General features: G+C 42.5%; 23 protein-coding genes. All 23 read left to right on the top strand.

From position 1 onward, the window contains the following. Nucleotides 1-16 precede the first annotated feature (16 nt). The 23 genes from BM003_RS02050 to tsf all read left to right on the top strand — a co-directional run bounded on the left by BM003_RS02050 (nt 17) and on the right by tsf (nt 19,828). Nucleotides 17-820, top strand: coding sequence for a flagellar hook-basal body complex protein (locus tag BM003_RS02050; protein ID WP_093669706.1), 804 nt, complete (start codon nt 17-19; stop codon nt 818-820). Nucleotides 821-880: 60 nt separating this feature from the next. Next, the gene (locus tag BM003_RS02045) at nt 881-1,117 is read left to right on the top strand and encodes a flagellar FlbD family protein (RefSeq protein WP_093669551.1); all 237 of its coding nucleotides are present in this window, start codon (nt 881-883) and stop codon (nt 1,115-1,117) included. Continuing rightward, nucleotides 1,096-1,530 (top strand): flagellar basal body-associated FliL family protein, encoded by a 435-nt coding sequence (locus BM003_RS02040; RefSeq protein ID WP_093669549.1) that lies wholly within the window; start codon nt 1,096-1,098, stop codon nt 1,528-1,530. The genes BM003_RS02045 and BM003_RS02040 overlap by 22 nt, the downstream gene beginning before the upstream one ends. A 31-nt stretch (nt 1,531-1,561) precedes the next feature. After that, nucleotides 1,562-2,560: a flagellar motor switch protein FliM gene (gene fliM / locus BM003_RS02035; protein ID WP_093669547.1), complete on the top strand. Its 999-nt coding sequence runs from the start codon at nt 1,562-1,564 to the stop codon at nt 2,558-2,560. Next, nucleotides 2,553-3,746, top strand: a complete 1,194-nt coding sequence (gene fliY, locus BM003_RS02030; protein ID WP_093669546.1) for a flagellar motor switch phosphatase FliY — start codon at nt 2,553-2,555, stop codon at nt 3,744-3,746. Before fliM ends, fliY begins: the two co-directional genes overlap by 8 nt. A gap of 102 nt (nt 3,747-3,848) precedes the next feature. Continuing rightward, complete coding sequence (locus tag BM003_RS02025; protein ID WP_093669544.1) at nt 3,849-4,211, top strand: response regulator; 363 nt, start codon at nt 3,849-3,851, stop codon at nt 4,209-4,211. A gap of 6 nt (nt 4,212-4,217) precedes the next feature. After that, a complete protein-coding gene (locus BM003_RS02020; protein WP_093669542.1) occupies nt 4,218-4,907 on the top strand; it encodes a flagellar biosynthetic protein FliO in 690 nt (229 codons plus the stop codon). After that, the gene (gene fliP, locus BM003_RS02015; protein ID WP_093669540.1) at nt 4,904-5,578 is read left to right on the top strand and encodes a flagellar type III secretion system pore protein FliP; all 675 of its coding nucleotides are present in this window, start codon (nt 4,904-4,906) and stop codon (nt 5,576-5,578) included. The genes BM003_RS02020 and fliP overlap by 4 nt, the downstream gene beginning before the upstream one ends. A 15-nt stretch (nt 5,579-5,593) precedes the next feature. Next, on the top strand, nt 5,594-5,863 hold the full coding sequence (gene fliQ, locus BM003_RS02010; protein ID WP_093669538.1) for a flagellar biosynthesis protein FliQ: 270 nt from the start codon (nt 5,594-5,596) through the stop codon (nt 5,861-5,863). Between the two features lie 18 nt (nt 5,864-5,881). Next, a complete protein-coding gene (gene fliR / locus BM003_RS02005; protein ID WP_093669536.1) occupies nt 5,882-6,655 on the top strand; it encodes a flagellar biosynthetic protein FliR in 774 nt (257 codons plus the stop codon). 4 nt (nt 6,656-6,659) lie between these two features. Continuing rightward, a complete protein-coding gene (flhB, locus tag BM003_RS02000) occupies nt 6,660-7,748 on the top strand; it encodes a flagellar biosynthesis protein FlhB (protein WP_093669534.1) in 1,089 nt (362 codons plus the stop codon). An 18-nt stretch (nt 7,749-7,766) separates the two neighbouring features. Continuing rightward, nucleotides 7,767-9,800: a flagellar biosynthesis protein FlhA gene (gene flhA, locus BM003_RS01995; RefSeq protein ID WP_093669532.1), complete on the top strand. Its 2,034-nt coding sequence runs from the start codon at nt 7,767-7,769 to the stop codon at nt 9,798-9,800. After that, nucleotides 9,797-10,900 (top strand): flagellar biosynthesis GTPase FlhF, encoded by a 1,104-nt coding sequence (gene flhF, locus BM003_RS01990; RefSeq protein WP_093669530.1) that lies wholly within the window; start codon nt 9,797-9,799, stop codon nt 10,898-10,900. Before flhA ends, flhF begins: the two co-directional genes overlap by 4 nt. After that, complete coding sequence (locus tag BM003_RS01985; protein WP_177184580.1) at nt 10,893-11,780, top strand: AAA family ATPase; 888 nt, start codon at nt 10,893-10,895, stop codon at nt 11,778-11,780. Before flhF ends, BM003_RS01985 begins: the two co-directional genes overlap by 8 nt. Next, nucleotides 11,777-12,859 carry a protein-glutamate methylesterase/protein-glutamine glutaminase gene (locus tag BM003_RS01980; protein WP_093669526.1) on the top strand — a complete coding sequence of 361 codons (1,083 nt, stop codon included), beginning with the start codon at nt 11,777-11,779 and terminating at the stop codon, nt 12,857-12,859. The genes BM003_RS01985 and BM003_RS01980 overlap by 4 nt, the downstream gene beginning before the upstream one ends. A 2-nt stretch (nt 12,860-12,861) precedes the next feature. Continuing rightward, nucleotides 12,862-14,946, top strand: a complete 2,085-nt coding sequence (locus tag BM003_RS01975; protein WP_093669524.1) for a chemotaxis protein CheA — start codon at nt 12,862-12,864, stop codon at nt 14,944-14,946. A 13-nt stretch (nt 14,947-14,959) separates the two neighbouring features. Then, a complete protein-coding gene (locus BM003_RS01970) occupies nt 14,960-15,433 on the top strand; it encodes a chemotaxis protein CheW (protein WP_093669522.1) in 474 nt (157 codons plus the stop codon). A gap of 3 nt (nt 15,434-15,436) precedes the next feature. Beyond that, a complete protein-coding gene (locus BM003_RS01965; RefSeq protein ID WP_093669520.1) occupies nt 15,437-16,051 on the top strand; it encodes a chemotaxis protein CheC in 615 nt (204 codons plus the stop codon). Continuing rightward, nucleotides 16,048-16,530, top strand: a complete 483-nt coding sequence (locus BM003_RS01960; RefSeq protein ID WP_093669518.1) for a chemotaxis protein CheD — start codon at nt 16,048-16,050, stop codon at nt 16,528-16,530. Before BM003_RS01965 ends, BM003_RS01960 begins: the two co-directional genes overlap by 4 nt. A gap of 30 nt (nt 16,531-16,560) precedes the next feature. After that, entirely contained in the window at nt 16,561-17,331 is a 771-nt protein-coding gene (locus BM003_RS01955; RefSeq protein ID WP_093669516.1) for a FliA/WhiG family RNA polymerase sigma factor, read from the top strand. Nucleotides 17,332-17,353: 22 nt separating this feature from the next. Continuing rightward, complete coding sequence (locus BM003_RS01950; protein ID WP_093669514.1) at nt 17,354-17,944, top strand: hypothetical protein; 591 nt, start codon at nt 17,354-17,356, stop codon at nt 17,942-17,944. Nucleotides 17,945-18,099: 155 nt separating this feature from the next. Then, nucleotides 18,100-18,852: a 30S ribosomal protein S2 gene (gene rpsB, locus BM003_RS01945; protein WP_093669512.1), complete on the top strand. Its 753-nt coding sequence runs from the start codon at nt 18,100-18,102 to the stop codon at nt 18,850-18,852. 94 nt (nt 18,853-18,946) lie between these two features. Beyond that, on the top strand, nt 18,947-19,828 hold the full coding sequence (gene tsf, locus BM003_RS01940) for a translation elongation factor Ts (RefSeq protein WP_093669510.1): 882 nt from the start codon (nt 18,947-18,949) through the stop codon (nt 19,826-19,828). Nucleotides 19,829-19,882: the final 54 nt, after the last annotated feature.

Here is a 19,882-nt window from a genome sequence, read left to right as displayed (position 1 = left end):
AAAGGAGGAAATCATTATGTTATTACGCTCATTAGGATCAGGTGTTTCAGGATTGAAGAACTTCCAGACAAGCTTGGATGTCATCGGAAACAACATCTCCAACGTCAGCACAACCGGTTATAAGAAAGCAAGAATCAACTTTGAAGATTTGTTTAATAACAACATCCAAGGCTCAAGTACAAATAAAAATGCCGTTCAGGTTGGTCTTGGCGCGCAAACAGGCTCCATTGACAACATTGTGACAAACGGTGTGGTGAATCCGACAGGAAATCCTTATGACGTAGCAATTAATGGTGAAGGTTATTTTCAGGTAACTGATGGGACGAATACCTATTACACAAGAGCCGGTGATTTGAAATTGAATACTGCCGGTACACGATTAGTTACATCCCAAGGAATGCAAATTACAATGGTTAATGAAAATACAACGTATGATTTAACTGATTGCAGCGCGTTTACTATTAACGGTCAGGGGGAGATCATTGGTACACTTAATAATGCCATTGATAACGGCGACGGCACGACAACTTCCAGTGTAAACTTAGGACGAATCGAAGTATTTACATTTCCTAATCCGGCTGGCCTTGAAAAAATTGGCAATTCGCTTTTTCAACCAAGCCAAGCATCAGGGAACTATAGAGTCGATCCAACTACAAACGGTCAAGGCAAGATTGTTCAAAATGCTCTTGAAGGTTCGAACGTTGATTTGACGGATGAAATGACTGCATTGATTGAAGCGCAGCGTGCGTACCAAGCGAATGCACGAACGGTAACAACAGCGGACCAGATTCTTCAAGAATTAGTGCAGTTGAAACGATAAATAAATAGAGGAGATGAATGAGCTGGGCGGTCTCGTTGCCCAGCGCATTTTGTGGCGAGGATGATTCAATTAACCCATTTTAATAACCAATCCTTTGTACTTAACCCATTTTTAATTGAGCAGGTGGAATCGCTTCCGGATACAACGATCACATTGACAAACGGGAAGAAGCTGATTGTCAAAGAATCTCCGGAGGAAGTCAGCCAGATTGTGATTAAATTTCTAAAAGAAATCTCTTTACTGTCGGGCTTGAATGCAGAAGAAGGTGTGTTTAGATGTTCAAAAGCCGAGGAATGAATGTACTCTTTATTTTAATGGTCCTTATGATCATCGGAACGATCGCAGCCTTCTTCATTATGTCAAACTTAGGTCGTGGTAGTGAAGTGGAGAAAGATCCGGATATTGATGAGATTGTAAAAAATCTTACAGTTGCTACCGGAGAAATCACCACCAATATAAAAGGTGATCACTTCATCAAATTGGATTTTAATATTCAGGTCTCAAGCAAAGAAACGAAAGAAGAACTTGAAAAACGATCGTATCAAGTGAAGAACGCAGTTATTTATACCGTTTCAGGAATGTCTCCGAGTGATTTACAGGATCAGCAAGGCATATCCAATTTGGAAGACATGGTAAAAAAAAGAATTAATGCGTTCCTTAAGAGCGGCACAGTAGTTCATGTATATACGACAGAAAAAATTGTGCAGTAATCTCTGGCGAAATTGGAGGTGGTGAAGAAAAATGGCCGACGTACTTTCACAATCTGAGATTGATGCGCTGCTCTCCGCACTGTCAACAGGCGAAATGGATGCAGAAGAATTAAAAAGCGAGGAAAAAAAATCAAAAATACGTGTTTACGATTTTAAACGCGCGCTTCGCTTTTCGAAGGATCAGATTCGCAGTTTGACACGCATACATGAGAATTATGCGCGGTTGCTGACTTCCTATTTTTCGGCACAGCTGAGAACTTATGTTCAAATATCTGTTGCTTCGGTTGACCAATTGCCCTATGAGGAATTTATTCGCTCAATTCCATCCGCGACAGTCCTGAACATTATTGAGGCACCGCCGCTGGAGGGGCATTTGATCGCTGAAGTTAATCCGAACATCGCTTATGCAATGCTTGATCGATTGCTTGGCGGAAGCGGCGAAAGCATGAACAAAATTGAAAATTTAACTGAAATCGAAACAGATTTGATGAAGGGGCTTTTTGAAGGCAGCTTACCTGCCTTAAAAGAAGCATGGTCCTCTGTTGAGCACGACATTGATCCTATCTTGATTGAACTTGAGACCAACCCTCAATTTCTTCAATTGGTTTCACCGAATGAAACGGTGATTGTTATCTCACTATCCGCAATGATTGGAAAATCAAGCGGAATGATTAATCTTTGTCTGCCACATGTGGTACTTGAACCGATAATACCTAAATTGTCTATGCATTATTGGATGAGCGAGAAGAAAAACGATATCACAACGGAAGAATATCAATCTCTGAAAAAGAGTGTGGAACATTCATACGTCACATTGACTGCAAATCTTGGTCATTCACAAATAACGGTCAATGAGCTATTAAACTTAAACGTTGGGGACGTCATCAAATTGGATCAGCATTTAAATCAGCCGTTGAGGATTGATGTCGGCGAATTCTCTAAATTTATTGCACAGCCGGGAAAACGTCAAAAAAGAATTGCTGTCCAAATCATAAAAACCATAACAGAGGAGGATGACGTCGATGAGTGACGGACAACTTTCGCAAGAAGAAATTGATGCGCTTCTTGGAAACAGTCAGAGCCAAAATTTAGAACAAATGAACGCATCTGAGTCAGATACGCAACTGGATCGCAAAATTGTAGAAGATATGTCCGATTTAGATGAAGATGTACTTGGTGAAATCGGTAATATTTCTTTCGGTAGCGCGGCAACTGCATTATCCACCATATTGAATAAGAAAGTCGAAATCACAACACCGCAAGTACATTTAGTTAATCGTAATAATTTGTCTGAAGAGTTTCCCGTTCCACATGTTTCTGTGCTTGTAAATTATACGGAGGGCTTTCAGGGTTCCTGCATGCTTGTCATTAAGACACGTGACGCCAGTGTCATCGCAAACCTAATGATGGGTGGAGATGGAACGAATCCAGCCGAACAGATCAGTGATATGGAAATGAGTGCGGTACAGGAAGCAATGAACCAGATGATGGGCTCTTCGTCTACCGCTATGTCGACCGTTTTTAATCGGCGAATCGATATTTCACCACCAAAGTTGAGTCTGATGAATGTTAAAACGAATCAAGGAATTGAAAATCTGCCAAAGGATGAGATTATGTTTGAAATCTCATTTCAATTAAAGATTGGCGATCTTGTGGATTCACATATCATGCAGTTGATTCCAATTGATTTTGGTAAGCAACTCGTCAATTTACTTGTTAAAGAAACGGGTGGACAAAACTCCGTACCTAATGAGCCAAGCGAACGTGCAGAAGAGATGATACCAGCTATGTCCAAGGACATGAGCAACGATTCAGCTCGAAAAGAGGCGGCTGTGGCTTTGGCCCCTGAGGCGCCTGCGGCGAGTCATGCTCAGGAGCGTGCAATACCTCATGAGGACGTCCATCCCGTACGCTTTTCCGATTTTAATGAAGAACCTCCGTCAAGAGAACAACCGATGCCGAGAAATCTTAATCTGTTGATGGATATTCCACTTGACGTTAGTGTTGAACTTGGCCATACAAAGAAAACAATTAAAGATGTTTTGGAACTTGGTCCCGGTTCAATCATTGAATTAGACAAGCTCGCCGGTGAGGCGATTGATATCTTGGTTAATCAAAAGTATATCGCAAAGGGCGAAGTTGTCGTGGTCGACGAAAATTTCGGTATCCGCATTACAGAGATACTTGACCAAAGCGACCGAATTAAAAATCTGTAAGACGAGCATGGAACTGTTTGTATCGCTTTTTTTCCTGGCAGATTCGCTTATGCGCTCTGGCAGATTAATATATTTCTGATAAATGAAACCGGAGGGATTAACGTGGCAGGACGCATACTTGTTGTTGATGACGCTGCTTTTATGAGAATGATGTTAAAAGACATTTTAACCAAAAATGGTTATGAGGTTTGCGGCGAAGGAGCTAATGGTAACGAAGCGGTAGCTAAGTACGAAGAATTTAAACCTGATTTGGTGACTTTGGATATCACGATGCCTGAAATGGATGGGATCAACGCGCTTAAGAAAATAAAAAGCATTGACCCTAATTGCAAAGTAATTATGTGCTCCGCCATGGGTCAGCAGTCAATGGTTATTGACGCGATCCAAGCGGGTGCGAAGGATTTTATCGTTAAGCCGTTTCAACCTGACCGTGTCATCGAGGCAATCAAGAAAGCGATTGGATGAGTATTTGTGAAGAGAACTCATTGGTTTAAATTAGCGCTTGCTTTTTGCTTGATCTTATTCTTTTTAATCGATCCTATTTCGATCTCCCATGCGGAATCAGAGGATAATACGGTAAAAGAGTGGATTGAAAATGGGCAAAAAACTCAAAAAACAGACAATCAACCGACGAGTAACAGCACGAGTACTCAAAAGACAAAATCGGTTAATTATGGAAACTCAAACCTATTTGTAACCTTTATCAAATTGTTCTTTGCTTTGCTGATCGTACTCGCATTGATTTACTTACTTTACCATTTTGTTGTGAAACGCACCGGGAAATTCACTCAAGTTCATTCGCTGAAAAACATGGGCGGTGTCTCATTAGGAGCAAATCGCTCCTTACAGCTCATTCGCGTTGGTGATGAGGTTCTTGTTGTCGGTGTTGGTGAAACCGTTCAGTTACTTAAGGAAATCAAAGATCCAGATGTGATTCAATCGCTGACACGTCATTCTGATTCTCCCGATCCATTTGAAGAGAATGTGCTCAAAGCACTCAAATGGACGACTGATCACGCACTACGCCGTTCAAAATCAACAACCGATGGACAAGACAGAACGACACCGGTACAAAATGAATTTCAAAAACAGCTCGATGTACTGAACAAAGAGCGTTCCAATCAATTAAGTGCTTTGATTCAGGAGGTCAGGAAAAAATGAATAGCATACCTGGTATTCCTGCCGACTTTTTCACGAGTCAGCCTCAGGATGTGGCAACAACACTGCAATTATTGCTTGTCCTGACGGTGCTCTCACTCGCGCCGGCGATTCTGGTACTCATGACCTGTTTTACCCGAATCATTATTGTACTTTCTTTTGTGAGGACATCGTTGTCAACCCAGCAGATGCCTCCTAATCAAGTGTTAATCGGTCTCGCTTTATTCCTTACTTTCTTTGTTATGGCGCCGGTGTACGGTCAAATTAATACTGATGCCATTCAGCCTTATATGAAGAAAGAAATTTCACAAAAACAGGCATTGTCGAAAGCGCAGATACCGATAAAGGAATTTATGGCGAAGGAAACACGGGAGAAGGACTTGCAGCTGTTTCTCAGTTACGGAAATTATAAGTCTCCGAAAAAGGTGAGCGAGATTCCGTTAACGGCGCTTATTCCGGCTTTCACAATAAGTGAACTGAAAACTGCTTTTCAGATGGGATTTATGATTTTTATCCCGTTTCTCGTCATTGATATGGTGGTGGCCAGTATCTTGATGGCGATGGGTATGATGATGCTGCCGCCGGTAATGATTTCACTTCCATTTAAAATCTTACTCTTTATCATGGTGGATGGCTGGTACCTAATCGTTGAGTCTTTGCTTAAGAGTTTCTGAGAAAGGTGATACCGAATGAGTTCTGAAATGATTTTATCGATCGCCGATCAAAGTGTCATGGCCGTCTTAATGATTGGCGGTCCTATACTGGTCCTGTCACTAGTCATTGGACTGATCGTCAGTATCTTTCAGGCGGCGACGCAGATTCAGGAACAGACGCTGGCCTTCATTCCGAAGATTGTCGCAGTACTCTTCGGATTGATCCTGTTCGGACCATGGATGCTTTCAAAGATGCTCGCGTTTACCGAGAATATTTTTGCGAATCTACCGAACTTCATTCGATAGAAAGGGAATAGATGAATCTTGTCATTATTTAATGCACTTCCCTTATTGTTATTAATCTTTGCACGACTGATCAGCTTCATTGCCACCATGCCAATCTTCTCATATCGGACGATACCCGCACCGGTGAAGATTGGACTTGCGGCTGTGCTTGCTTTGTTAGTTGACGTGACGATGCTTGAGAGTCAGACTGTCCCGCTTGACGGACGATTTGTTCTACTTTTGCTCAAAGAGATTCTTGTTGGTTTGTCCATGGGATTTGTCGCAGGAATTATCACTTATGGAGTCCAGCTTGCCGGTGCGTTTATCGATATGCAGATCGGATTTGCTATTGCAAATGTTATTAGTCCGGAGAGTGGTGTTCCAACACCCTTGACCGGTCAGTTCTTGTATCTGTTGCAATTGCTCTTTTTTCTTGGTGTCAATGCGCACCACATGCTGATTAACGGGATCTTATCAAGCTTTCAAATGATTCCTGTCAATGATTTAAGTGTTGCATTCGGATCAGGAGCAACTGCTGAATTTGTCGCTCGAGTAACCGCGCAAATGTTCTTGATTGGGGCACAGTTGGCACTGCCGATCGTTGGCTGTCTCTTTTTAGTCGATGTCGCAGTAGGTCTCGTTGCGCGCACTGTGCCACAGGTCAATGTGTTCGTGGTTGGGCTGCCGCTCAAAACACTTGCGGGCTTTGCAGTTTTGCTGGTTGTATTTCCATCGCTTATTGGGCTGTTTCGGGTTATTTTTGAATCCATGACCTCAATTTTTAGCGACTTTATGCGTTTGTTAGGGAGTTAAGATGATGACGAAGCTGCGCTATTCGCTTGATCTACAATATTTTGCGGGAGAGAAAACGGAGAAAGCGACTCCACATAAACGCGAGGAAGGAAGGAAAAAGGGACAAGTCTTTAAAAGTGCGGATTTGTCGACAGCAATCAGTATGCTTGCTTTTTTCCTTTATTTTCGACTTGCTGGCGGAGGAGTTGTGAAGCAGCTGGCTGAAATGATGGGGCAATTTTATACGATGAATTTGGGTATGTCGGTTACTGAACTTAATTTACATCGAATGCTGTCGGACTTATCTGTTCAGGTACTTAAACTATTGCTCCCCATTCTCATCATCGCATTGGTTGTAGGGGTTGCGACTCAGATTTTTCAAGTCGGATTCATGTTCTTGCCGGAAACACTCTTATTTAAAGGTGAACGGATTGATCTGCTTAAGGGATTGAAAAGAACCTACTCGTTACGGGCAATCGTTGAACTGCTGAAATCAATGCTTAAGATTATTTTTATCGGACTCATTGCATTTTCAATTCTTTGGATGAATCGCCAATCCATTGCTCAATCTGCGAGTCAGCCCATTTTAGAGAGCATTCGCTCACTGTCGCAAATCATGCTCAATATGGGGATCGCCGTTTCAATCGCTTTGATTGCGCTATCCCTGCTCGATTATCTTTATCAGAAATATGATTATGAGAAAAACATGAGGATGTCCAAGCAAGATATTAAGGACGAGTTCAAAACAATTGAAGGTAATCCGCAAATTAAATCCAAGGTGAAGGAACGCCAAAGACAAATGGCATTAAACCGCATGATGCAGGAAGTACCCAATGCGGATGTTATCATTACAAATCCGACACACTTTGCCGTTGCACTGCACTATGACGCAGAAGAAATGAATGCGCCCATAGTCATTGCCAAAGGCGCGGATCTCATTGCTCTTCGAATTAAAGAGATTGCCAAAGAACATCAGATTGTCATTGTTGAAAAAAAACCGCTGGCGAGAGCACTCTATCATTCTCTTGAAATAGGGGATAGTATCCCGGAAGAATTCTTCAAGGCGGTTGCTGAACTATTGGCATATGTTTATCGGTTGAAAGGAAAAGCATGATTGGAAAGGAGGAATACGATGAAAACGAGAGATTATATTGTGATGGTTGGTGTCGTTTTAATTGTTATGATGCTGATCATCCCGTTACCTGCAGCATTGCTTAGTTTTCTAATCGTCATGAATATATCGCTCGCTCTTGTTATTCTTCTTGTCACACTGAACGTCACGGAATCTCTCGAATTCTCTGTCTTTCCTTCGTTACTTTTGATTATGACTTTATTCCGTATCGCTTTGAACGTGTCGACAACCCGACTGATCCTTTCTGAAGGTGATGCGGGCCGCGTCATTGAAGCGTTCGGACAATTCGTTGTTGGAGGAAATATTATTGTTGGTCTTGTGGTTTTCTTAATCCTTATTATCGTTCAGTTTCTTGTCATCACAAAAGGCGCGGAACGGGTAGCGGAAGTGGCAGCCCGCTTCACGCTTGATGCGATGCCGGGAAAGCAAATGAGTATTGATGCAGACATGAACGCTGGATTAATTAACGATCAGGAAGCCAAAAAACGTCGAGAGAAAATAACGCGTGAAGCTGATTTTTATGGCGCTATGGACGGTGCCAGCAAGTTTGTCAAAGGTGACGCGATCGCCAGTATGATCATTGTCGCGATAAATTTAATCGTCGGCATGATCATCGGGGTGGCGCAGCAAGGAATGGATCTTGCAGATGCGGCACAGAATTTTAGTTTGCTTTCTGTAGGTGATGGAATTGTCAGCCAGGTCCCGGCACTTCTCATTTCGACGGCAACCGGCATTATTGTCACACGATCATCTTCAGAAAACAATATGGGTAAAGAAGTATCGGATCAGTTACTCTCCTATCCGATCATGCTCATTATTGCAGGATGCGTCATTTTTATTTTAGGGCTGACACCTATTGGTATGATGGCAACTCTGCCAATTGCGCTGATTCTGGTGATCGCCGGTTTTATGATTCGAAGAAGACGCGGAACAGAGCAGCAGGATGTTGCGGAGGAAGAGAATAAGAAAGCGGAAGAGTCCTTTAAAAGTCAGGAGAACGTGATGAATCTCCTGCATATGGATCCGGTTGAATTTGAATTCGGCTACGCGCTTGTTCCGCTTGCCGACAGTTCACAGGGCGGAGATCTTCTTGATCGAATCGTAATGATTCGCAGGCAACTTGCACTGGAACTTGGTTTTGTGCTTCCGGTTGTGCGAATCCGTGATAACATTCAGCTCGAACCAAACAGCTATCGAATTAAAATCAACGGCAGTGAAGTTGCCAAAGGTGAATTGCTCCCCGATCATTATCTCGCGATGAGTCCGGGAATTGAAGATTCGTCAATAAAAGGAATTGAGACAGTTGAACCAGCATTTGGCCTTAAAGCACTTTGGATCGATGAGCAAACAAAGGAACAAGCAGAACTGTCAAGTTATACGGTTGTCGATCCCCCGTCCGTTGTATCAACCCATCTGACTGAGGTGATGCGGCGACACGCCTATGAACTGGTTGGCAGACAAGAAACTCAGCAATTAGTTGATCACTTGAAAGAGCAGTATCCCGCCCTCGTTGACGCAGTGATTCCGGATCCTTTGACGGTTGGCGATATACAAAAGGTTCTTGTGAATTTATTGAAGGAAAATCTGTCCATTAGAAATTTACCGATTATCTTTGAAACATTGGCAGATTACGGACAAATGACCAAGGAAACCAATTTGCTCACTGAATACGTCCGGCAAGCGCTCTCGCGTCAGATTACAGAGCAGTTCACAACGCCTGGCGAAACATTAAAGGTCTTGACGCTCAGCCCTGATCTTGAACGAAAAATATCTGATTCCATTCAGAAGACAGAGCATGGGAACTTTCTCGCTTTAGATGGTTCGACCACATCACAAGTATTGAAAAATCTTTCTTCTTCTGTTGAAAAATGGGCGGATTTGGAGAGTGATCCAGTTATTCTCTGTTCACCTGCCGTGCGCATGTACGCGCGTCAATTAACCGAACGATATTTTCCAAATATTAGAATTCTATCTTATAATGAACTCGAGACAAATGTTGAAGTACAAAGCATTGGGGTGCTGAGCGCGGCATGAAAATGAAGAAAATTATTGCGCCTACTATGGCTCAGGCAATTGAAAAAGTGAAACAAGAACTGGGCAGCGATGCGGTCATTTTTCATACGAAAAAAGTGACGACCGGCAGATTTTTTAATTTGTTCAAAAAAGAAAATGTTGAAGTTCTTGCTGCCAGTGATCCTGAAATTAATGCGCCATTAAAAAAAATAAGAAAAAAAGCCGAAGAACAAAATGAGGCTATTCGGTTCAATCATCATTCGGTTGCGACTAACAAAATGCCCTTCAGACGTGTAAGTGAAAAGGTTGATCAACTTTTTTCCGCACCTCAATTAGTTCAAGAATTTCGCGATAAACTATTGAGTCAGGGAATGCTGCGCGAGGACACGGATCCCTTGGTACAAAAATTAATCAAGAAGTGGTATCAGAGCGATGAGCACATGAACCAAGAAGAAATGAAGCGTGCTTTGAAGGAAGAACTTGTTCAAAGTCTTGATCCGACTCGTTTTATGCCCTCGGTTCTGCACGAGCATTTTGTTATGTTGGTTGGCCCAACTGGCGTCGGCAAGACGACGACTTTGGCAAAGATCGCAAGTCGTGCCGTTCTAAATGAAGGAAAAAAAATAGCGTTTATCACTTCAGATACGTATCGAATAGCGGCGATCGATCAATTGAAGATGTATGCCAATATCCTAAATGCACCAATTGAAATTGCTTACACAGAACACGATTTTCATGAACTGATTCGAAAGTTCGCGCATTTTGATCATGTTTTTATTGATACGGCAGGGCGAAATTTTCAAGACAATTCCTATATAAACGAATTGATCAAACTGATTGATGGCGAGTCTCAGATTGGCTTGTATTTAGTTTTATCCGCAACATCAAAATTGGAGGATATGGACATGATCATTAATCAATTTGAGGCATTACACCTTTCACGAGTCATTCTCTCGAAAATTGATGAAACCTTATCCTTTGGCGCGATTGTCAGCATTTTGTTGCGCCATCGACAATTGAGTATTTCATACATAGCAAATGGGCAAGACGTTCCTGATGATTTACGTCATCCTAATGTACGCGAGCTCATTAATCGGCTATTTGGTGATTCACATGGCTAATGATCAAGCAGAACAACTAAGATTACGTATACTTCAAGGAAAAAATGAGGAGCGCTGCGCCCAAATTGTTGGCATTGCCAGTGGCAAAGGTGGCGTTGGCAAATCTGTTTTCTGTGTCAACTTTTCTCTAGCACTGGGCGAAATCGGCAAAAAGGTACTGATTATTGATCTCGATGTCGGTATGGGGAATGTTGAACAATTAATGGGGAAGTCGGCTCAATTAAATATTGTGGATGCAATTGTCAATGAGGTTAATTTTCAGAACGCTTTGGTAAATGTTACATCAAATGTTTCGTTTATCGCGGGAGGAACAGGTCTTTCCTCCTTGTTTCATCTAGATCATGGCCATTTATCTTTTTTTATAGAACAACTTAGTTTAATTAAAAGAGACTATGACTTTATCATTTTTGATTTTGGCGCGGGGGCATCAGATGACATGTTCCACTTTATGCTTGCGGTAAATCGTTTGATTCTCATTACAACGCCAGAACCGCCTGCGATGGCAGACAGTTATTCATTAATAAAAATGGTGTATGCGATGAAAAAAAACCTTGATATATCTTGCGTTGTCAATCAGACATTTGGTCGCAAAGAAGGCTGGGCAACTTGGCAACGGTTATCATCGGTATCAGAGCGGTTTTTGGGGGCGTCCCCGTCATGGCTTGCTTCATTACATAGAGACAACGATCTTTTAATGTCCGTGCGAAATCAAATACCTTGCATGCTGAATCGTCCACAAGCTAAGTACTCTGTGGAAATGAGAATTCTTACTCGCGCTTTTCTTGCTCAATGCGGGGAGCAGGTTGCACGCAGACATCAATCATCATTTGGAGATAAAGTTAGAAAATATTTAAAATTGACAAGGAGGGATGAGGAATGAATCCGATCAAAGTACTCGTGGTTGATGATTCTGCTTTCATACGTCAAACCATAAAAGCGATGATTGAAGAGGATTCAAGACTTAAAGTGGTAGCGACGGCACGAGATGGTAAGGATGCACTAGAAAAATTATTTCGCTATCAGCCGGATGTCGTAACACTTGACATCATCCTTCCGGGAGACAAAGATGGGCTCGGTGTTTTACACGACATCATGAGTTTTCAACCCACGCCCACGATAATGGTCAGCGGGGCTTCTGATGAGAACGCAAATTACGTTATTGAAGCGATAAGCAGTGGGGCGTTCGATTTTATTTTTAAACCATCAGGCAGACCATCTGATGTTGAGCGAATTGAGCATGAACTTCAACAGAAGATTAAACAAGCGGCAGTATCAAAGATTAAAGTGGGAGACAACAAACAAATTTATGAAGGAAAACATGAGCGGGCTGAACCTGCAAGGCAACCCGTTCATCCTTCACTAATTAATGCTCGGATTGTGCTCATCGGTACATCCACCGGTGGACCGAAAGCCTTACAGACCGTAGTTCCTGGGCTGAGCAAGCAGTTGCCTGCTCCTATTCTTATCGTGCAGCATATGCCGTCTCGTTTTACGAAATCGTTGGCGGAACGTCTGAATCGCTTGTCAACGATAACTGTGACTGAGGCAAAAGAAGGAGAAATCCTTGAAAAGGGGCATTGTTATGTTGCTCCCGGCGGTATGCATATGTGTATTGAAAGCGATGAGCAAGCCCGCCTCAGGTGTCATTTATCAAATTCTGCTCCGGTAAACGGTGTTCGGCCTTCGATCGATGTGACGCTGCGATCACTTGCCAAGCTTCACGGATATTCCTATGTAGTATCTATTTTGACAGGAATGGGAAAAGACGGCGCACAAGGCGTTATCGATTTATGCGCGGCAGGGAAGAATGTGCACACCATCGCTGAATCTGAAGAGACATGTACAGTGTTTGGTATGCCAAAAGCATTGATTGAAACTGGAAAAGTGAATGATGTTCAACCTTTATATCATATTGCCAAAGCAATCTGCGGCGAATTCGGATTACAGGGAGATGAATGACCATGGATATGAGTCAATATTTGGGCGTATTTTTGGATGAAGCACGAGAACATTTGCAGAATCTGAATGATAAACTGATGACTCTAGAGCAAAATGCCGAAGATCCTGAATTAATTAACAGTATTTTCAGATCTGCACATACACTGAAAGGAAGCTCGGGTCAGATGGGCTTTCAAAACATGATGGAACTCACACATATCATGGAAAATGTATTTGACGCACTCCGACATCAGAGTATCAAAGTCAGCTCAGAAATGATTGATGTTCTTTTCGAGGGCTTGGATCATCTCGAAGCGATGGCTGACACCATCGAACAAAATGGGAGTGATGTTCGTGAAGTGTCTGGAACCATAAAGAAACTTCAAACGCTCACTACAGATGGCACACCGGATAATGATGCTCCTTCGAGCGACCAAAAAGTCACAGTATCAACTGTCTCAGAACCAGTGAATACGAAAGCCATGGAACTTACGGACTATGAAAAAGAATTTATTTCCCAGGCGCAGTCGCAAAAACTCCATGTATTTGAAACGGTTGTGAATCTCAACAAAGATTGCGTGCTCAAAGCGGCTCGAGCGCTGATGATTTCAAATGCCTTGGAAGAATCCGGAACAATAATCGGGACAAGGCCATCAACTGAAGAAATTGAAAAAGAAGCGTTTGATCAGCAACTGGTTTTTCTGATTGCAACAGAATCCGAAAATCAGGAGATTCAGAATAAAATAAATCAAATTTCAGAAATCGAGAACGTTACTGTTTCCCCCATAAATAATTTAGAAGAGAATTCACCAGTTGTACAGAGGCAACAGGCGCAGGATATAGGTCCGAAGAAACAAGCTCAGAAAGAAAACGAGCCGAGCAAACCGGCTGCCGCTCATCCGGCTGTCACCGTGGCTAAGACAATTCGTGTAAATCTGGATCGAATAGATCAACTTTTGAACCTTTTTGAAGAATTGATTATTGATCGCGGACGACTTGAGAAAATCGCATCCGATATTGATAATACGGACCTGAAGGATACAGTAGGAACGATTAAACGTATTTCCAATCAATTACAGGAAACCATTCTTAATTTGCGCATGGAGCCAATTGAGCAGGTCTTCAACCGATTCCCAAGGATGGTCCGCAATCTCTCAAAGGAATTGAACAAGAAAGTTAATTTTGTAATCAATGGAGCGGAAACCGAACTGGATCGTACGGTAATTGAAGAACTGGGCGACCCGCTCATGCATATGATTCGGAACTCCATGGACCATGGAATTGAGACACCTGAAGTTCGAAAGGCGAAGGGAAAAGATCCCGAAGGTACGTTGTCCCTTAGTGCATATTACAGCGGAAATCATGTCATTGTTGAAATTGTGGATGACGGCGCAGGCATCAACAAAGAAAAAGTACTTGCGAAAGCGATTGAGAAGAATGTTGTAACCAAGGAAGCTGCACAAAAGCTTACCGACAAAGACATCTACCATTTACTTTTTGCCTCGGGGTTCAGTACCGCTGACAAGATTTCGGATATATCGGGACGAGGAGTCGGACTCGATGTCGTTGAAAGTAAAATTCATTCGCTCAGCGGAAGCGTCGAGGTAGATTCCGAGCGGGATAAAGGATCGAAGTTTACAGTGAGACTGCCTTTGACGCTCTCCATCATCAATGCTTTGCTCGTTCAGTGCAGTAAGGAAATTTACGCGATTCCAATCAATTCCATTGCTGAAACAGCGCTGAGGCGTCATATTGAGGTGATGAGCATCCATAACCGGAATGTGATGCAGTATCATGGACAAGTTGTCCCTATTATTAATCTCAGCGACTACTTGTCGATTACCTCTGCAGAAAAGAACAACACTAATGAAGTCGATCAAGGGAGTTCCGTTGTGATGGTTAACCATGGTGATAAGATTGTTGCATTAGTCGCAGATAAACTGCTTGGCTATCAGGACATTGTCGTCAAACCGCTTGGCAACTATTTGAAAAATGTGTCTGGTTTTTCTGGTGCAACGATTCTCGGCGATGGCAAGGTTGCGTTAATTATCGACTGTCAAGCGATCATCACGACACAGAAAAAACTATTCTTAAAAGAACAGGCTTGAGGAGGAACACATGATGACAAATCAGAAAGAAACAAATATGAAGGTCATTTTGTTTGAAATAAATTCTGAATCATACGGTGTGCCGGTTGAGCAGGTATTGTCAATCGAGAAAGTAGATGACATTACTCGTCTTCCTAACGCTGCCTCATTTGTCAAAGGGGTAATGAATCTGCGTGGGTTGATCGTCCCAATTATTGATGTCCGCAATCGGTTCCAGATGGGCGAATCTGTCGTGACAAAAGAAAGTCGGATCATTGTCGTCGATGTGGAGGATATGAAAGTAGGATTACTGGTCGACTCGTCCAAAGAGGTCTTGGACATTGAATCAGCTAAGATCGAAAAAGCTCCTGAAATCATTGGCGGGCCGTCAGCGAACTATTTGAATGGTGTCGCACAAATCGGAGACAATGAACTGCTTCTTTTGCTCAATCTTGATCGGGTACTGAATCAAGATGATGTTGCCGACTTACTGAAGATCGAGGGATGATTTATGAACAATTTAAAGGAATTACGTGCCTCACATCTTGATTTACTAAAGGAATCGGGCAACATCGGCGCCGCTCATGCCGCCTCGTCATTATCCATGCTGTTAAATAAGTCTATTGATATGAACATACCCTCTGTGCGTGTGCTGCCGATTTCAGATTTAATTGACAAGGATGCGGAAAGGCAGGTTGCCGCTTCTTATATCCAAGTAGATGGCGGACTCAAAGGCTTCTTTTTCATGATGTTTGATATGGAGCAGGCTAATGCATTGATTCAAGAACTAGTACCCAATGGGAATGTCCTTGATGACGAAATGGGAAAATCAGCATTTTGTGAAATCAGCAACATCCTTTGCGGCTCTTATTTGTCAGCACTAGCTGCTTTTCTCAAAATTTCATTAACGCAAGCTCCGCCAAATTATGCAGTGGATATGGCGGGGGCAATTCTAAGTGAGGGACTCGTTGAACTCTCGCTTTACGACGAATCAGCTTTGCTAATCGATGCTGTTCTTTTTGATCGTCAGAAGGGGAACAGGCTAAATGGCGAATTTTTATTTCTTCCATTCCCTGATTCTCTTGACGTTATCTTCAACATCGCTGAAGGGAAGTCTTTCCATTGATTCACGTCGGTCTTTCAGAGATTAAATTTGCCGAATCGCCGGAGACATTGAAGACACTGGGTCTTGGATCATGCGTGGGCGTTGTGATCTATCATGCACAAAGGAAGGTTGCGGGAATGGCGCACGTGATGCTGCCTGATTCAGCGCTTGCGAGAACGATGACGTATCCGCTTGGCAAATATGCGGATACAGCCGTTCCAGAGCTGGTAAAGAAGATGACAGAGTATTATTGTTGTCCTCTATCCCAGCTCAGGGCAAAGATCGCAGGAGGTGCCGAGATGTTCAAGTCAACGCGAACACTACCTTTAGGGAGCATTGGAAAGAGAAATGTCGAGGCTGTAAAAGACCAACTGACCAACTATCATATACCGCTCATCGCAGAAGAGACTGGTGCAGATTATGGACGCACTATAGAATACTTCATAGACAGCTGCGAGTTGACGATTCATGCTATATTTAAAGGGAAAAGTGTTATTTAAGTTTGGCTTGTTACAAAGGAGGGGAGACAATTGGGAAAATCTGAAGCCGTAGAATCGAAATATTGGGATCACTGGATTCAGTCTCATGATGTAGAAGCAGCAAATTGTCTTCTCGAAATTTATATGCCACTTGTCAATTACCACGTGCAGAGAATTGGGGCAGGATTGCCCCGAAATATTGATCGAGGAGAGCTTCAAAGTTATGGGTTGCTTGGTCTCTACGATGCACTAGAAAAATTTGATCGTAAGAGAGATTTGAAATTTGATACATATGCATCGTTTCGAATTCGCGGAGCGATTTTAGATGGATTGCGGAAAGAAGATTGGATGCCACGCTCAATGCGGGAGAAGAGTAAAAAGATTGAAAAGGCTGCCGAGAAAATTGAGCAAGAACAAATGCGCTCCGCCACAATTGATGAGGTCGCCGCAGCTTGTAAATTGTCTCCTGAAGATGTTTCACAAATATTGTCTGAAAGCCTGCTATCTAATTTACTCTCACTTGATGACAGTGCTTCGAGTATGAGCAGTGAATTTCCGGCCGCCATAATCGAGGATGTTCGAGCTGTTTTGCCGGAGAAAAGGTTAGTGGATCAAGAAAATAGAGCCCAACTCGCCAAAGAAATTGACAAACTAAGTGAAAAAGAGCGTCTTGTCGTGTCACTTTTCTATTTTGATGAACTTACTTTGACTGAAATCGGACAGGTGTTAAACCTTTCAACATCACGGATTTCCCAGATCCACAGCAAAGCGCTTTTTAAGTTGAGACAATACCTCAACGCTACTGAAAGTAAATCTATATAACTTGAGAAGCGAGGTGAACGTTTTGTCAGCTTTTTGGATTACGCTTAATTTTGTATTAGTGCTTTTAGCCTTATATCTTACTGTGCATCTTTATCAGAGAATCCGACTGCTTCAACAGAAAGGCTCAGGACAAAGCGCTCAAGAAGCGCAGCAGCTTCTTGCTGAACATATTGAGGCAGTTCGCTTGGAAAATGAACAATTTTTGGCAGAAGTACGTGGATTATTGGCAAAACAGGCGATCGAAATTGAGAAAGCATCTACATCGAAACGTACTGAGAAAATGAATGCACAAGTAAAAGCAACTGAAAAAAAGACAGAACCCGAAGCTGTGAGCGGCAATCATTCTTTTGCAGACACGCTCAACGATCAAAAAGAACAGTTACATAAGGCTGTGAAAAGCAAGCCGCCACTATCTTCAGTATCTGGAACGGAAATACCTGAGAATGAATGGATGCCGCCAATTGACAATGTTAAGGATCAAGTGGAGGAATCTCCCTTTTTACACGCGATGAAATTGAAAGAAAAAGGATATTCGACTACCGAGATAGCGAAAGAAATGAATCGAGGAAAAGGCGAAATCGAACTATTACTTAAATTACATGGAAAAGTTTAATTCGAATCTTGCCATGCCGTTTAGAGTATGGTATATTTACGTTTGGTGTCAATCACACACGTCTGTTGATTTATGCGCGGGTGCTGAAGCAATTCAGCCGCACACGAAAATGATGCAGGCGGAGGGAATAAAACCAAACTAGGAGGAATTTTTTAATGTCAGTTATTTCAATGAAACAATTATTGGAATCCGGCGTTCATTTCGGTCATCAGACCCGTCGTTGGAATCCGAAGATGAAGCCGTATATCTTTACGGAAAGAAATGGTATCTACATTATCGATCTGCAGAAAACCGTAAAAAAAGTTGAAGAAGCTTATAATTTCGTCAGAGATATTGCTGCTGACGGCGGTAAAGTTCTATTTGTAGGTACAAAGAAACAAGCTCAAGAGTCTGTAAAAGCAGAAGCGGAACGTTCCGGCCAGTATTTTGTAAATCAACGTTGGCTCGGCGGAACGCTCACTAATTTCGAGACAATCAGAAAGAGAATCAAACGTCTTAAAGACATTGAAAAAATGCAAGCAGACGGAACTTTTGATGTTCTTCCTAAGAAAGAGGTTGTCGGTCTTAAGAAAGAATGGGCGCGTCTTGAAAAATTCTTGGGCGGTATCAAGAATATGGAAAGCCTTCCTCAAGCGCTTTTTGTTATTGATCCGCGTAAAGAAAGAATTGCGATCGCTGAAGCACATAAGCTGAATATTCCGATCATTGCGATCGTTGATACAAACTGTGATCCGGATGAAATCGATGTTATCATTCCTGGTAACGATGACGCGATCCGTGCTGTTAAATTGCTGACAGGCAAGATGGCTGACGCTGTTTTGGAAGCAAACCAAGGCGAAGAAACGGAAGAAGTAGCAGAACCGGAACAGACTGAGGCTGCTGTTGAAGTGCCAGTTAAAGCAGAATAATTTTGAATTAAAGCATGACACGGGGTGATAAGGGGCTTGCCCTTTATCACTCTTTTAGCGAAAACTTTGGAACGACATAAAAGGAGGACTCCTATTGGCTGCAATTAGCGCAAAACAAGTAAAAGAATTACGTGAACTGACAGGTGCAGGTATTATGGACTGCAAGCGAGCACTCGCTGAAGCGGAAGGTGACATTAAGAAGGCTATCGACGTACTCCGTGAAAAAGGCATGGCAAAAGCCGCAAAGAAATCCGGTCGTATTGCTGCAGAAGGCTTAGCGGAAATCAAGACCGATGGTAATCGAGCTGTTGCACTTGAAGTCAACTCAGAAACCGATTTTGTGGCAAAGAATGCTGAATTTAAGGCTTTGATTGACACACTTGCACAACATCTTCTTGACAACGAACCTGCTACTGTAGAAGAAGCACTTAACCAGAAAACAGCAGCTGGTGAAACCATTGCAGATACCATCACTGCAGCTATTTCTAAAATTGGTGAAAAAATCACTTTGCGTCGATTCTCAATTGTTGAAAAAACAGATGACGAAGTATTCGGTGCTTATCTGCATATGGGTGGCCGTATCGCTGCTTTGACAAAACTGTCGGGCACGGATGAAGCAACGGCAAAGGATATCGCGATGCATGTGGCAGCGATTCGCCCTCAATATCTAAAGGAAGATGAAATTCCTGCTGATGTTGTCGCACATGAAAAAGAAGTTCTTACTCAAGAAGCACTCAGCGAAGGCAAGCCAGCAAACATCGTTGAAAAGATGGTTGTCGGCAGAATAAAAAAATTCTTTAAAGAAATATGCCTCGTTGATCAGCCTTTTGTTAAAGACGGCGATGTGACTGTTAAAGAATTCTTGAAGAGCAAAAACGCTGATGTTCTTGCATTTGTGCGTTTTGAAGTAGGCGAAGGTATCGAAAAGAAGGAAGATAACTTCGTTGATGAAGTAAAAGCACAAATGAAACACTAATTGCGCCTGTAACGTGACTGTTGAAAGACGATAATGATAAATAACCGTCACATA

Origin of the sequence: Sporolactobacillus nakayamae (assembly GCF_900113325.1) — a bacterium.
Lineage (GTDB): Bacteria > Bacillota > Bacilli > Bacillales > Sporolactobacillaceae > Sporolactobacillus > Sporolactobacillus nakayamae.
Note: the sequence above shows the minus strand (reverse complement) of the source record. Positions and strands in the feature narration are given on the sequence as shown.

Coding starts and splice junctions, on each gene's coding strand:
- BM003_RS01975 (WP_093669524.1), top strand. CDS start 12,862: ATGGATATGAGTCAATATTTGGGCGTATTTTTGGATGAAGCACGAGAA.
- rpsB (WP_093669512.1), top strand. CDS start 18,100: ATGTCAGTTATTTCAATGAAACAATTATTGGAATCCGGCGTTCATTTC.
- flhA (WP_093669532.1), top strand. CDS start 7,767: ATGAAAACGAGAGATTATATTGTGATGGTTGGTGTCGTTTTAATTGTT.
- BM003_RS02045 (WP_093669551.1), top strand. CDS start 881: ATGATTCAATTAACCCATTTTAATAACCAATCCTTTGTACTTAACCCA.
- BM003_RS01985 (WP_177184580.1), top strand. CDS start 10,893: ATGGCTAATGATCAAGCAGAACAACTAAGATTACGTATACTTCAAGGA.
- fliY (WP_093669546.1), top strand. CDS start 2,553: ATGAGTGACGGACAACTTTCGCAAGAAGAAATTGATGCGCTTCTTGGA.
- fliM (WP_093669547.1), top strand. CDS start 1,562: ATGGCCGACGTACTTTCACAATCTGAGATTGATGCGCTGCTCTCCGCA.
- BM003_RS01965 (WP_093669520.1), top strand. CDS start 15,437: ATGAACAATTTAAAGGAATTACGTGCCTCACATCTTGATTTACTAAAG.
- fliQ (WP_093669538.1), top strand. CDS start 5,594: ATGAGTTCTGAAATGATTTTATCGATCGCCGATCAAAGTGTCATGGCC.
- flhB (WP_093669534.1), top strand. CDS start 6,660: ATGACGAAGCTGCGCTATTCGCTTGATCTACAATATTTTGCGGGAGAG.
- fliP (WP_093669540.1), top strand. CDS start 4,904: ATGAATAGCATACCTGGTATTCCTGCCGACTTTTTCACGAGTCAGCCT.
- BM003_RS01980 (WP_093669526.1), top strand. CDS start 11,777: ATGAATCCGATCAAAGTACTCGTGGTTGATGATTCTGCTTTCATACGT.
- BM003_RS02050 (WP_093669706.1), top strand. CDS start 17: ATGTTATTACGCTCATTAGGATCAGGTGTTTCAGGATTGAAGAACTTC.
- flhF (WP_093669530.1), top strand. CDS start 9,797: ATGAAAATGAAGAAAATTATTGCGCCTACTATGGCTCAGGCAATTGAA.
- BM003_RS01970 (WP_093669522.1), top strand. CDS start 14,960: ATGACAAATCAGAAAGAAACAAATATGAAGGTCATTTTGTTTGAAATA.
- BM003_RS02040 (WP_093669549.1), top strand. CDS start 1,096: ATGTTCAAAAGCCGAGGAATGAATGTACTCTTTATTTTAATGGTCCTT.